At 49.8% G+C, this 13,703-nt stretch carries 14 protein-coding genes; 1 reads left to right on the forward strand and 13 read right to left on the reverse strand.

Annotation, left to right across the window (positions count from 1 at the left end):
- Nucleotides 1-27: 27 nt before the first annotated feature.
- The 12 genes from PV02_RS08790 to mbhE all read right to left on the reverse strand — a co-directional run bounded on the left by PV02_RS08790 (nucleotide 28) and on the right by mbhE (nucleotide 10,879).
- Nucleotides 28-1,254 carry a SufB/SufD family protein gene (locus tag PV02_RS08790; protein WP_256622998.1) on the reverse strand — a complete coding sequence of 409 codons (1,227 nt, stop codon included), beginning with the start codon at nucleotides 1,252-1,254 and terminating at the stop codon, nucleotides 28-30.
- Nucleotides 1,233-1,979, reverse strand: coding sequence for an ABC transporter ATP-binding protein (locus tag PV02_RS08795; RefSeq protein WP_256622999.1), 747 nt, complete (start codon nucleotides 1,977-1,979; stop codon nucleotides 1,233-1,235). Before PV02_RS08795 ends, PV02_RS08790 begins: the two co-directional genes overlap by 22 nt.
- Before the next feature lie 284 nt (nucleotides 1,980-2,263).
- Entirely contained in the window at nucleotides 2,264-2,497 is a 234-nt protein-coding gene (locus PV02_RS08800; protein WP_256623000.1) for a winged helix-turn-helix domain-containing protein, read from the reverse strand.
- Nucleotides 2,498-3,305: 808 nt separating this feature from the next.
- A complete protein-coding gene (locus PV02_RS08805; RefSeq protein ID WP_256623001.1) occupies nucleotides 3,306-3,539 on the reverse strand; it encodes a hypothetical protein in 234 nt (77 codons plus the stop codon).
- Nucleotides 3,540-3,564: 25 nt separating this feature from the next.
- Nucleotides 3,565-4,617: an L-threonylcarbamoyladenylate synthase gene (locus tag PV02_RS08810; protein ID WP_256623002.1), complete on the reverse strand. Its 1,053-nt coding sequence runs from the start codon at nucleotides 4,615-4,617 to the stop codon at nucleotides 3,565-3,567.
- A 445-nt stretch (nucleotides 4,618-5,062) separates the two neighbouring features.
- Entirely contained in the window at nucleotides 5,063-5,443 is a 381-nt protein-coding gene (mnhG, locus tag PV02_RS08815; protein WP_256623003.1) for a monovalent cation/H(+) antiporter subunit G, read from the reverse strand.
- Nucleotides 5,444-5,445: 2 nt separating this feature from the next.
- Nucleotides 5,446-5,706, reverse strand: a complete 261-nt coding sequence (locus tag PV02_RS08820; RefSeq protein ID WP_256623004.1) for a cation:proton antiporter — start codon at nucleotides 5,704-5,706, stop codon at nucleotides 5,446-5,448.
- Entirely contained in the window at nucleotides 5,703-6,197 is a 495-nt protein-coding gene (locus PV02_RS08825) for a Na+/H+ antiporter subunit E (protein ID WP_256623005.1), read from the reverse strand. The genes PV02_RS08820 and PV02_RS08825 overlap by 4 nt, the downstream gene beginning before the upstream one ends.
- Nucleotides 6,194-7,732: a proton-conducting transporter transmembrane domain-containing protein gene (locus PV02_RS08830; protein ID WP_256623006.1), complete on the reverse strand. Its 1,539-nt coding sequence runs from the start codon at nucleotides 7,730-7,732 to the stop codon at nucleotides 6,194-6,196. Before PV02_RS08830 ends, PV02_RS08825 begins: the two co-directional genes overlap by 4 nt.
- Nucleotides 7,732-8,148: an NADH-quinone oxidoreductase subunit K gene (locus PV02_RS08835; RefSeq protein WP_256623007.1), complete on the reverse strand. Its 417-nt coding sequence runs from the start codon at nucleotides 8,146-8,148 to the stop codon at nucleotides 7,732-7,734. The genes PV02_RS08830 and PV02_RS08835 overlap by 1 nt, the downstream gene beginning before the upstream one ends.
- Nucleotides 8,145-8,561: an MnhB domain-containing protein gene (locus PV02_RS08840; RefSeq protein WP_256623008.1), complete on the reverse strand. Its 417-nt coding sequence runs from the start codon at nucleotides 8,559-8,561 to the stop codon at nucleotides 8,145-8,147. The genes PV02_RS08835 and PV02_RS08840 overlap by 4 nt, the downstream gene beginning before the upstream one ends.
- Nucleotides 8,558-10,879, reverse strand: coding sequence for a hydrogen gas-evolving membrane-bound hydrogenase subunit E (gene mbhE, locus PV02_RS08845; protein WP_425438349.1), 2,322 nt, complete (start codon nucleotides 10,877-10,879; stop codon nucleotides 8,558-8,560). Before mbhE ends, PV02_RS08840 begins: the two co-directional genes overlap by 4 nt.
- Before the next feature lie 177 nt (nucleotides 10,880-11,056).
- On the opposite strand from mbhE, the gene PV02_RS08850 reads away from it, so the two are divergent.
- On the forward strand, nucleotides 11,057-11,728 hold the full coding sequence (locus PV02_RS08850; RefSeq protein ID WP_342765632.1) for an HAD family hydrolase: 672 nt from the start codon (nucleotides 11,057-11,059) through the stop codon (nucleotides 11,726-11,728).
- A 50-nt stretch (nucleotides 11,729-11,778) separates the two neighbouring features.
- Here the strand turns inward: PV02_RS08850 and PV02_RS08855 are convergent, their stop codons facing one another.
- Nucleotides 11,779-13,689, reverse strand: a complete 1,911-nt coding sequence (locus PV02_RS08855) for a beta-CASP ribonuclease aCPSF1 (RefSeq protein WP_256623010.1) — start codon at nucleotides 13,687-13,689, stop codon at nucleotides 11,779-11,781.
- Between the last annotated feature and the right edge of the window lie 14 nt (nucleotides 13,690-13,703).

Genomic DNA, 13,703 nt, shown 5'->3' on the forward strand with positions numbered 1-13,703 from the left:
ATGAGCGTTAAATCCGTTGATCTTCTTTCAGATGGCGTTCTCTCCTATCTTTGCTATGGTTGCGTCGATATCCGCCTTCAGCTCATCGGGTATTCCCTGGATGCCCACATCGAGGAATCCCCTCACGATCATGCCGATGGCATCTTCCTCTGAAAGGCCGCGCGCCATCAGGTATTCTATCTGCTCCCTGGCAATACGGCCGACTGCAGCCTCATGGGAGAGTTCTATATCCTCGACGTTCGCTTCAAGTATGGGTATCGCCCTCTGGGTGCCCCTGTCGCTCAGCACAAGCCCGTGGCATTCCAGATGACCCTTGGCCCCGTTGGCGTTGCCTATCATCTCCCCCCTGGCGACAGATATGCCGCCGGTAGTAATGGTCCTTGAGATAAGCTCTGCCGACGTATCCTCTGCGTTGAAGATGACCCTGCTTCCAAGATCGAGCTCCGACCCAGCATGGGCTACCGCTATCGTATTTAATCTTGTGAAAGCACCTTTTCCTTCCAGGACTACCGTGGGATATGACTGGATGGACCTGACCGGTTTGAGGGTCACATAATTGCTGATGTATTTGCCGCCCTCTTCAACGTGCACCACCGTCCTTGGCCTGACGCCTATCTGGTCTGCCCAGTTGTGGATCATGGTGAAATTGAGAGTCGCTCCCTTCTTGATATACATCTCGGAGATGCCAAGGTGAAGTCCCTTCTCTATTCCATGCTTTGTGGAACAGCCGGTGATGACCTCAAGCTCCGCCCCTTCCTCCACGATGATCAGGTTATGGACGGTCTGTGAGACTTCTTTGGAGCCTATCAGAAGGCATGTCTGCACAGGCATCTTCGATTTCTTGCCTGCCGGAGCCCTGATGAAATATCCGTTTGCTTCCTGTAGGTAGCTCATGGCCGTGTACTTGTCAGCATCAGGCTTTACAAGCTTCCAGACATAATCCCTGACCCAGCCGTGAACTTTCATTGCATCCCTCAGGGACATCAGCTCGACCGCATCGCTGTTGTGCAGGGATGTATGGGCTATGGCGTTATCGATCATTATGAGGCTGCCTGACCTGTTCTCTTCCCCCGGGGTGAAGCCCACGTTAAGAAGTGTCCTTTTATCCTCTTCCGCAAGCTCTGTCAGCTTTTCTGCGTAGGGGACTTCTGTTGCTCCCACGCCGTACTCATCAAGATTGAAGTCCTCACCATATGCGGCGCTCTTCCTGAGGGCATCCTCTGCCTTTTTTCTCATATCTCCATCAGCTTGCATTTGATACACTCCTCATATCCCTGTTCCTTGATCTCGTTGAGCATTTCACGCGGGTTGCCCGAGCATACGACTGTTCCATTGCAAAGTATGAAAGCCCTGTCGGTCTCCACATAGTCCAGGACCTGCCCGGTATGTGTTATCACAAGCGCTGATTTTCCATGCTTGCACTTCTCTCCGGGACATTTGCAGTCCCTGTTCAGGAGAGTATTGATGGTCTTTCCCAGAAGCTCGATACTTGCAAGATCGACCCCTGACTCGGGTTCATCGAGCAGGAGCATATCGGGGTTCTGTGCGGAGAGCTGGAGGAGTTCGGATCTCTTGATCTCGCCGCCTGAAAAACCTACATTGACATCCCTGTCAAAGAACCTTACCATATCAATGGACTCTGCAAGTTCCTCTGTCTCCTTAGGGTCCTTTGCTATCACTTTCAGGAGATCATGGAGTTTTACGCCGCTCAGATTGGGCGGTCTCTGGGTCATGATACCCATGCCCATCTGGGCCCTCTGGGAAACAGACAGGCGGGTGATGTCCTCACCCTTGAAGATGATCTCTCCTCCTACGACATTATAGCCGCTGAACCCCATGAGGGTCATAAGGAGCACGGATTTGCCGGCACCGTTCGGGCCGAACAGGACATTCGTATAGCCTACATCGACTCCCAGGTTCACACCTTTCAGTACCCTGCGGCCTCCGACCTCGACTGTTAGATTGTTGATCTCCAGCATAAGTATGGTCCTTCCTTTGACATTGATTAATTCAAAAACATGAGTATGTAAAATATTGAATAGGATAATACTGGTTATGACTTAAAAAGGTATTGAGTTCCTTATAAACCGTTGTATTTACGACCGGTTTACTTGCATGAGTGTTCAAAACCAGGTATTAGGAAAGCAGGAAAGGGCCTCTCCGGTAGTAGCAACTACGGACGCAGGTTGACACGAACCTTGTTTTCAAAAGAAGCAACGTTTACCAGAATTGAGACAAGTATCTGCAGTGCTACTTCTGTATGTCATAATCCGAGTTCCTGTGCAATCTCCTGGAATTCCTTTCCTTTCTCTGTTGTCACATAGAGGCTGTCTTTCTTTTCGATCAGTCCTTTTTCCTCTAACATGGTGAGATATCTATTGACAACCTCAAAGTTAAGGTTTGCACGATATACTATGTGGGTCTTTTTTGCTCCTTCCATAGCAGCCCTTAATATTTCCACGCTGATGGCAGTTCTGCTTCTTCTGATATGAATCACATCTCCGTTTGATTATCTAGGTGGAGTGAGGTTCAGGTTGAACTATGTTTTGCGGATGCTCTGCATTCCGATACGAAGAACTTGCATGAAGGCCCTTTTAAGTCGGAGGCATCGGACGTATTTGTAGCACAGTACCTTATATTGCAAAGGACCGATCCCACAGCATTGAGTTCAGAATGGGGGTTACTGTAACCCTTAATACTGAATCGATGCGGACAGGATCGGCCTTTGCGCCGCCTTTCCCCTTTATCCCGGCCAATACCTTTCTTCTAACCCCGGTACAATATACGGAATTTAATCTAATAAACAGGTACGAATCTAAGTTACTTATCTATGATCGCAAACATAGTTACTCGGGACTCAGGCCAGGCTTTGGAAAACTCCACAGCGGCTGGAATACATCAATCTGCTGCTCCTGGTACAACGGGATATGTATATATGGATATAAACAGCATGTACTATTGATTACTAGGAACACGCTTGGTTGAGTGGTAAGTATAGCAGCTGAATCTGCCATTTAAGCAAAAATAGAGACAGGCGTCTTCCTCCACCTGTCTCTTGAATCGTATTTCGCGGTAAGGTGGTACTTGGTGGTAACTCTATCAGTTCTTCTGGCTCTCTCCAGAGGACAGTCAACCACCAAATTTTATTGGGCGCGTGCGGCAATAAAGCAGTAAGAAATATTGCTGCTTAATAGAGTTACATAAGATATATTATGACGTGAGCTAAAAAATGTGTGTTCTTTTCTGTTGATTCTATTACTTTTTTTGTGTAAACGGATGTTGCAACAAGAGAATATTACAGAGGGTCAAAGCTTTTTAAGAGCTGCCCTTGCCATGTAATTGCTTACAAGCGTATAGACAAAGATGATTATTCCCAGCCATAGTAAAGGCTCGCCAATACCCCTGTAATCCTCAAAGTAGGATAGTGCAAGTCCCAAACTTAAAATGATCACATTTATCTTCAACAGCTTCCTGTTCCTGTAAAGGATGGCTATATTTCGCTGTTTTTCATGTAATGCCTGTTGCTTCTCTTTTTTCATGTGGCCTCACGTCCGTGTTCTCTGCTCAGACTTTTATTATCGTGCTTGCTGCCTTACGTATCCTGTTACTGACAGCTGCACCGATGCCCAGGTGACTGAAAGAGCCGTCAACCAGTATCAGGTCTACACCTTTTGAATCCAGATATCTGAGTCCCGAGAAGAGGTTAAGTGCGATCTCTCCTGGGCTGTCCTTGCTGCCAAGGGCAAGCTGGTCAGCATGGCTGATCATCTTATTGCCTTCATCCGTTAAAAGCAATCCTATCCTGAGCTGTCCGGATGGGGAATCCTCAAGTAATTCCTGTATCCTGCTGATGACCATTTCATGTTCCCCCTCAATAAGTGTAACAGCTGCATCAGGGGCATAGTGCGTGTATTTCATTCCCGGGGAGCGCACAACAGCCGATCCGGAGTGGACCTTGTCTTCATACCCTATAACGACTGCCCCTATGACCCTCTCGATATCTTCCCGGCTGATTCCCCCGGGCCTGAGTATGGCAGGCACTTCCAGGGTCATGTCTATCACCGTTGACTCCAGGCCCACTTTCACGTTCCCTCCGTCAATAACGGCATCTATCCGGTCTGCAAGGTCTTCTATGACATGCCGGGCATTGGTGGGACTTGGCTTGCCGGAGAGATTGGCGCTGGGAGCTGCGAGTGGTTTCCCGGACACCATGATAAGTCCGAGAGCTATCTCATTATCCGGCATCCTTAGTGCCACAGTATCCAGTCCGCCTGTGGTTACATCCGGTACGATCTCAGTCCTGTCCAGTATCAATGTGAGGGGCCCGGGCCAGAATTCATCCATGAGTGCAAAGGCTTTCCCGGGAATGTTCCTGGCGAGTGCTGAACACTGTTCTTTTGAAGCCACATGCACTATAAGAGGATTATCCGCAGGCCTGCCCTTTGCCTCGAAGATTGCCCGTACAGCTTTTGCGTCCAGTGCATCAGCTCCCAGGCCATAGACCGTCTCCGTAGGGAAAGCCACCAGCCCCCCACGGTTGATGATAGCTGCAGCTTCGTTCAGGGTTTCCTGAATATCGCTTTCAGCAGTATCGAGTACTCGGGTTCTAGTGGTCATGGAACGGGCTTTCTTGATAAAGGATGTTATCCGGGACCAGTATGCACCGTCATGCAGATAAGTTTTTTGTATGCTTGATCCTGCTGCAATGACCGTATATCATAGTTAATTAATCTCAACAGTGGCTCTTCCTTCATAATTTTCGATAAACCAAAATAGGAATACTTATATAAGATAATGTCTTCTATGCACTAAGTGAGCGGGTCTGTTTTTAACCCCACTCCCACACTAACCCCCACTCCCCAACCCGCTCACAATCATTGCAGGGAGTAAAGATGTGGACCGTGGATATTTCGGATGCATCTAACTGACAGGTGCCATCAGTATATTATGCTCATTACTGTCGTTCAGCAGAGTGGAGCTTTCTCACTCGCTGTGCCTGTTGCACTACATGTGTCAGCAGGTAGTAAAAATGCAGTTGTCCTGAAGCCTGATTTACTGTCCTTTATAGTCTTTTATCAGGACCACTGTTCAGTTCATCCTTTTTTGCTACACAGGCCTCAGCATATTCATCTGCCACAGATCCTGTCCATAGCTCGGTACCGGACCGGTGTGCAGCTCTTGCTATTATATGTGCGGCCACGGGTGCCGTCAGGATCAGGAATATCCCCACCATTATGGCCTTAAGGCCCATGGCCGAAAGGCCGGTCCTGATCGTTATTGCAAGCATGACTCCGAAGGCTCCCAGCGTCGCTATCTTTGTGGTGGCATGGAGGCGGTTGTACACGTCGGGCAGGCGCAGCAGCCCCACCATTCCCAGGAACACGAACAGTATGCCAATGAGGAAGAATATGTTACTTGCTACCTCTATCGCGGTGAAAAGCATGCTCAGAATATCTCCCCCTCTTCAAGGTACCTGGCTATGGCAATGGTCCCAATGAATCCAATTATGGCCATCACAAGGGCTGCATCCAGGAAAAAGGGCGATTCCTGGACGTATGAATAGGCACCAAGGATAACCACTATAACAAGTGTCAATGCATCAAGTCCCACGACCCTGTCTGCAACTGTCGGCCCGAATACTATCCTGTACAGGCAGGGGAGCAGTGAGAGTGTCATTACCACAAGAGCCAGATCAAGCAGGTTCATTCGAAGGCCTCCAGTACATATTTTTCAAGCTTGTCACGAATCGAGTGTTTAAGCTCCTCAGGTTCAGAGACATCTATGGCATGGACGTACAGTTTTGTCATGTCATCCGATATATCGATGGTAAGCGTTCCGGGAGTCAGGCTGATAGTGTTCGCAATGGCCGTTATCGAGGCATCCTTTGTTGCGCGTATGGGAACGGCAATAATACCCGGCCTGATATCCATCCCCGGACTCAGGATTATCCTCGCTATCTGGACACTGGCCTTTGTGATCTCGATAAGCAGGACCGCAAAGTAAACTGCGAGCTTTGGGAGATGCTCTGCAATGCTTCTGAAGGTCATGTCCTTATCAGGCCGGTAGAGTTTTTTCAGGGATTGGACTATAAGCAACCCTAATATTGATCCGACCATGAAGTTCAGCACACTGATATTTCCACTGACAAAGGACCAGACCAGCCCCAGGATCAATGCATAGGCTATATACTGTTTCATCGCACACTCCTCTCAAGTACGGCTGTGATATATGGCTGCGGGTCAAGCAATTGATCTGCTATGGTACCTGATAGTGACAGGAGGTGTTCCGGGTACACTCCCATATAGATGACCACACAGGCAAGCAGGGCGAGTGCCACCTTGATTGCGACAGTCGGCTTGCGTTCGGTATAGCCATCCGCGTTGTCAGTATCCTTGATCTCTCCCCAGAAAATGGCAAGCCATGTCCTGAACAGGTAGAAGAGCGTGAATATTGCAAATACCAATGCTATTGCAACCGGAATATAATACTCGGAGCTAAGGCCGGCATCAAAGAGCACCAGCTTTGAGAAGAACCCTCCGGTTGGCGGGAGTCCTGCGATTGACATGGCTCCTATAAGGAATATGGAGCCCAGGAAAGGGGACGATTTGGCGAACCCTCCCATCTTCCGGATATCCTTTGTGCCCGCATGATAGAGCGTCTCGCCCGTGGCCAGGAAGAGCATGGACTTTGCAACTGCATGGTTGACAAGATATACAATAGCTGCCGTCAGGGCATATGCAGTTCCCATACCCACTCCGAGCAGCACATAACCGATCTGGCTCACGCTTGAGTATGCAAGCATCCTCTTAAGATCATACTGCCCTATGGCTGAAGTGGCTCCCACAGCTATTGTGATAAGGGACAGCAGGATCAGGATGGGCTGGAGCATGAACATGGTCTCATTGAATATGAGGTAGTGGACCCTCAGTATGCCATAGACTCCCACCTTGATGACCATTCCGCTGAGCATGGCATGGATGGGTGCAGGGGCTGAAGGGTGCACGTCCGCCAGCCAGAAGTGCAGCGGGAACATTGACGCTTTATACCCGAAGACCACGATAAGTATCATTGCTATCACGTGGAAGTGCCATGGAAGTGTTCCAGCCTCGGCAAGGTATGAAACTTTGACTGCTATGTCCGCCATGTTGAGCGTACCCACAGTGGCGTACAGGGAGGCTATGGCGACCAGCATCAGGGTGATACTGACCATGTTAAGTACCAGGTACTTGAATATGGCTTCCAGTTTGTCCGCCATCTTCGTATGGTCACCCCTGCCTGTCAGGACTATAAGGCCGCATGAGGAGAGCACCAGTATCTCAAAGAAGACGAACATGTTGAAGATGTCCCCTGTGAGGAATATGCCGTTAAGGCCCGCAGCCATAAGATTGAAGAGAGGGAAGAATGTGGTATCCAGGGCTTTCCTGTCCATGTAATCGGTGGCGTATATCATAGCCATAAGGGATATAAGGGAACTGAGAACAACCATTCCTGCACCCAGGAGGTCGGCCACAAGCAGTATGCCGTATTTTCCCCATTCTCCTACTTCATACACAAGAATGCCGTTGTCCCACACGTAGGACAAAAGGCGCAGGCTGAGGATGAAGAGCAGTGCGAACACCCCTACATTAAGTGCCTTCTGCAGCCCTGACTTTGATCTGAAGAGTACCGTGAACGCCGCGAAGAAAACCGGCAGGATGATCATGATAATGGGGACGTGTTGCATTATATCCATTATCCTTTGAGCCTCCTGATCTCGCTGACGTCAGTGGTGCCCTGCTCCTGGTACAGTCTATAGCAGAGTATGAGCAGGAACGCAGTGGTGGCGAGGCTGATAACGATAGCTGTAAGTGTGAGTGCCTGTACAAGGGGATCCACATAGGCTATTTCTATCCCGTCGGGAATTACCGGGGCAAGAATTCCTGTCGCCAAGTCGTCAATGAAGGTACCTCCGGTGCTGACGGCCTTATCACCGGTGATTATTGGTGTCCTGCCTCCAAGGAAGGCCCCCGTTGAAACGATAAGCATGTTCGTTGCGTGGGAAAGTAGTGTGATTCCTATGGCGACCCTGATGAGATCCCTCCTCAGGATCATGAATGTTGCTATGCCGAAGACAAGTGCTATGGATACTGAGAGCAGGGTGTCGTTCATTCGTCCTCCCCCATGGTCTTGAACACGAAAAGCAGGCTGCCTGTGACCACAAGATATACCCCAATGTCGAAAAAGGTCGTCGATAGCAGCTTTATGTCGCCCAGTAGCGGGAGGCTGACGGTCAGGTAAGTGCTTCTCAGGAAGCTATACCTGAAAGCCATGGCTCCGATACCTGTGAGGGTAGAGATGAGCAGGCCAACAGCAAACCATTTTTCCCACTGGTAGCGATAAAGGGAGTCCATATACCTCAGCCCGAAAACAATGTACAGCAGGGATATGGCAGAGGTGAACATCACTCCGCCTATGAACCCTCCTCCGGGATAGTTATGCCCTGCAAGGAGCAGGGAGATAGAGAACAATATGATTATGGGCACACAGGCCTTTGTTATGGTCTTGGCTATCAGTGTTGTCACTTGCTATCACTCCTGCTTTTGAGCAGATTGTAAACTCCCAGTCCCGCCAGGCAGAGCACCACTATCTCTCCCAGGGTGTCATATCCCCTAAAATCGACAAGTATGACGTTGACCATATTATGTCCTCCTGCCAGTGGCACGCTATTCTCTATGAAATAATATGAGAGCGATTCAAAGGGTGATACTATTCCCTGGGACGCATTAAGCAGCAATATAAGTACTGTAATACTCACCGCAGATGAGATAAGAAGGTCCCTTGCCAGGACAGACCTTGTGATCTTCTCCCTGAATGTCTGGGGCACTTTTATTATTACCAGCAGGAAGATTATGGTTGCAAGGGTCTCCACAAGCAGCTGTGTGATCGCAAGATCGGGTGCCTGCAGGTATATGAACACAAGGCTCACAAGATAGCCCACTGCCGAGACTGCAATTATGGCATGCAGGTATTTCCTGAGGACTGCCGTGCCGAGGGAGGCGAGTATGATCAGCCCTAGAAGCACTGCTTCATACATAGGCACTTCTAAGTTCAGCTCTGTCGGGATAAGTGTGCCTGCAATCATTATTACAGGTACGGCGCTCAGGAGCAGGAATATCAGAAGCATGGCGATGAGATAAGGACTGAGGGGGCCCGGTTGCATCACTTTTGCAAAAGCTGTGCTCTTCCCCGACGCCCCGTTGACGATCCTGTCATAAAGGCTGTTGAAGCTCCAGGCCGGGTAGCGTGCACTCACCCTGTCCTGCCAGGCTGCGATGGCACCGTATCTTGCATAGAGGGCGGCACCTGCAATAAAAGTGATGATCGTCATCAGAAGTGCAGCAGTGAACCCATGCCATAAGGATACGTGAAGCTGCACGTCCTCAAGCAGTATTCCTGAAGCTGCCGGTTCGATGATATAATGCACTGCAGCAGACGGAAAGATGCCTATGAGGATAACAAGGGCAGCTAGCAATGCAGGTGGGAAGAGCATCACCGGAGTGGGTTCATGCATATGTTTGGGCAGGTGCTCACTGCGTCTTTTTCCCAGGAAGATGCCGTCAATGAACCTTATGGAATAGGCGAAGGTAAATGCGCCCCCAAGGACTGCGGCAGCAGGTATCAGGTATTCGAAGGGCCCTCCCAGGATATGGCCCATTTCAAGTGAACTCTCATAGAACATCTCCTTGCTCAGGAAGCCGTTCAGGGGCGGCACTCCTGCCATCGAAAGTGCTGCTATTGCGCCAATGATGAAGGTTGCAGGCAACTCCTTGCGGAGCCCGCCCATTTTTGTTATATCCCTTGTCGCAGTCTCATGCGCCACGATACCGGCAACGAGGAAAAGACAGGCCTTGAAAGTTGCGTGGTTGAGCAGGTGGAATGTGGCAGCAGTCACTCCTATCCCGGGGTACTGGTAGCTTGTGTAGCCGTACATTGCCATCATGTATGCCAGCTGGCTTATTGTCGAGTAGGCAAGTATACCTTTGATGTCAGTCTGGCGGAACGCAAGGAAACCGGCCGCCAGCATGGTGATGATCCCCAGGCCGCCGACCAGGACGAACCAGGCTTCAGTGCCGGAGAATATTGGATGTATCCTGGCAACAAGGTAAATGCCTGCCTTGACCATAGTTGCCGAATGAAGGAATGCGCTTACAGGTGTTGGTGCCTCCATTGCGTTCGGAAGCCATATATAGAAGGGTCCCTGGGCTGATTTCGCAGCCGCCCCTATGATGATAAGGACAAGTGCAGGAAGGAACAGTTCATGCCCTTTTATCAGTGCTATCATGGATCCGTTCTGCAGGATCGTAACAATATCAAACGTTCCTGTTATGATACCCAGCAGCAGGAAGCCTGCAAGCATGAATATCCCTCCTCCTGCTGTCACAAGCAGGGACTTGGTGGCCCCGTAAACAGACATCGGGCGATTGCGCCAGTATCCGATAAGCATGAAGGAAGTGATGCTTGTAAGTTCCCAGAAGACAAAAAGCTGGATAGCGTTCGATGAGAATACCATGCCAAGCATGGACCCCATGAACATGAGCAGGTACCTGTAATAGCGTGAGAGGTCTTCACGTTTTGACATATACTCGTTGGAATATGACATTATCAATATGCCAATCCCTGAGACTATCAGGCCGAACATCACGCTCAGCCCGTCCCCATAGAAAGACAGCTCAACTTGCAGGGAAGGTATCCAGGGGAAAGAACCTGTCACAGTCTCTCCGTTCACCACAGCAGGCAGCGCCTGTGCCACAAGGAGCAAGCAGATGAGCGCAACAGCCGCTGCATACCAGCCAACCCTGTTTTTCAGGACCCTCTCCGCCGCAGGCAATATGGCAGCCATTATGAATGGTAAAAAAACCGCCAGAGTTATTGCTGTAAACAAATCCATGCAATCTAAGATTTAACTACCCGTATATAACGGTTATTAACCGCAATTATTATTCATTATGTATCTCTGCCTTCCAGTCATGCTTTTTTGCATGGCTTCCGGCAAACTTATTCTAAGATGGGTACAATAATGTCCAATATGCTGAAGGGAATTGTTTTTGATTCTGACGGGGTGCTTGTGGATTCCATGCCTTACCATGCGCAGGCCTGGGTGCAGGTCTTCAGGGATGAAGGTATCGATGTGAGTAAAGAGGATATATATGAGGTGGAAGGCTCCAACCACGTCGGTGTGATAAACATCATGTTCAGGAAAGCTGGTAAAAAGCCTGATGAAGCTATTTATGATGCACTTCTTACTAAAAAGAGGGAACTCTTCATGAAGAATAACCAGGCAAAGCGTTTTGACGGCATGTACGAATGTCTGGGCTTACTGAAGGATAAATATAAGATAGCAGTTGCTTCCGGTGCTGACAGGACCATCGTGAAGGACCTTATGGAAAAGTTCTATCCTCATGTTTTTGATGTGCTCGTTACAGGGGAGGATGTGGAGAACGGGAAACCTGACCCGGAGCCTTATATCAAAGCTGCCGGGATGCTTGAAGTAGGAAAGGATGAGTGCATGGTCGTGGAGAATGCTCCTCTCGGGGTAAAGGCAGCCAAAAACGCAGGCATGTATTGCGTGGCAGTTGCCACTTACGTACCCGCTGAAGAGCTTTCGGAAGCAGACAGGGTCTTCAGTGATCACTCGGGCCTGGTAGATTACCTGAGGAGCCTGGCAGGGCCGGACGGATCGGAACTGTAGGTGTCTGGGTTAGTTAGCCCTGTAATAAAAAATAGGAAGGAAAAGTACGGTCATACCAGCCGTACCGTTTCCAGGTTTGTAAGTGCCCTTGTCTCGAGCTTGTTCTTCTTGTGTATAGAACTTGCAAGATCGAGGCAGGAACGCTCGTCCCCGTGCTCCGTGTACACTCTTTCGGGGCGTGGCTTCATCTTTTTGATGTAGTCCATAAGCTGTCTTCTATCGGAGTGTCCCGAGAACCCGTCAACCACTTCCACCTCCATGTTCATGCTTATGACATGGGTGCCATTGCTGGTGGAGAGGGGGATCTCCTTCCAACCCTTCTGGATCCTGCGTCCCAGGGTTCCGTCTGCCTGGTAACCGACGAACACCAGTGTGTTCTTCTCGTCTTCGGCGAACCTCTTGAAATATTCAACCACAGGACCGGCGTTCATCATTCCCGATGTGGCCAGGATCACACATGGCTGCGGCTCGTCAAGGATCTTCTGGCGCAGTTCGTTGGAATCCACTGGTCTGAAGCACTCTGCAAGGAACGGGTTCTCGCCCTTCTGGAAGATAAGCTTGCGCAGGTCATTATTGAGGTATTCCGGATATGTGGCATGAATGGCGGTTGCTTCCCATATCATGCCGTCAAGGTAGACAGGGACATTTGGTATCTCACCTTTGCGGATAGCATCCTCAAGGACTATCATTACCTCCTGGCTTCTTCCCACGGCAAATGCGGGGATAAGGACAACACCGTTCCTGCTCAGGGTCCTATTGATCACGTTCTTAAGGTTGTTCTCAGCTTCCTGCAGGGATGGCTGCAGGGCAGTGGCACTTCCGTAGGTGGATTCCATCACAACGCTCTCCACACGGGGGAACTTGTTGACTGCAGGATCGAACAGCCTTGTCTTTTCATACTTGAAGTCGCCGGTAAAGACAACATTGTGCAACCCGTCGCCTATATGGAAGTGGGATACAGCAGAACCCAGGATGTGTCCGGCATTATGGAATGTAAGCTTGACATCCGGTGCGATATCTGTCACTTCTTCATAGTCCAGTACGATGGTATGCTTCAGGCCCTCCCTTACATTAGCTGAGGAGTATGGAGGCCTCTTACCTTCTTTTGCAGCAACGTCTATATAGTCAAGCTGCAGGAGTGCCATAAGGTCCCTTGTGGGTGGTGTGCAGTAGATCGGCCCCTCAAAACCGTACTTGTAGAGCAGTGGCACAAGACCCTGGTGGTCCAGGTGAGCATGCGTCAGTACAACCGCATCGATCTGATTTATCGGGAAGGCTTCAGGAACATATAGATAGGGTGTCATGTTGTCGTCAGAAGCAACGTTGACGCCACAGTCTATCATTATCCTGGACTCGGGGGTCGATATGATAAAGCAGCTGCGTCCTACTTCCTTTGCCCCGCCCAGGGATGTTATCCTTACCCACTGGTCCTTGGAAGTGCATCCCCTGTGGATCTTCCTGCCCACGGCCTTGAGGATGTCCTTTCTTTCCTTGTGGTTCGTGCGCATGAACTCACGGATGTTCTTAACAGTGTGTGACTTTATAGGGGGCGCCCTGACAACTTTAGGCGTCCAGCCGATCTTCTTTGTTATCTCCCTGAGGGTCTCACCATGCTTTCCGATCACAAGGCCGGGTTTTTCAGCCTCGATGATCACTTCTCCCACATCAGGGTCAAAATGGTAATTGGATACCATGGACTCCTCAGGTACGGTCTCAGCGATCTTCTGGATCGACTCCTCTGGCGGCATAAGCACTTTCGGATCCGGGCGCACCACGATGCGTGTCCTGAGTACTTTGGCCAGGTTCCTGACAATGTTACCGTTATCTGCAAACTTCTTTGGTTCCTCTGTGTAAACAACAAGCTGCGGACCTTCAAATTCAACACTAGAAATAGTCGTACCGCTTGGCAACTTCTCTTCGATTTTCTTCTTTAGATCAGATAGTACTTCTTCTACCGCCATTAAAACAGCCTTCC

The sequence above is a fragment of the Methanolobus chelungpuianus genome (genome assembly GCF_024500045.1).
Taxonomy (GTDB): domain Archaea; phylum Halobacteriota; class Methanosarcinia; order Methanosarcinales; family Methanosarcinaceae; genus Methanolobus; species Methanolobus chelungpuianus.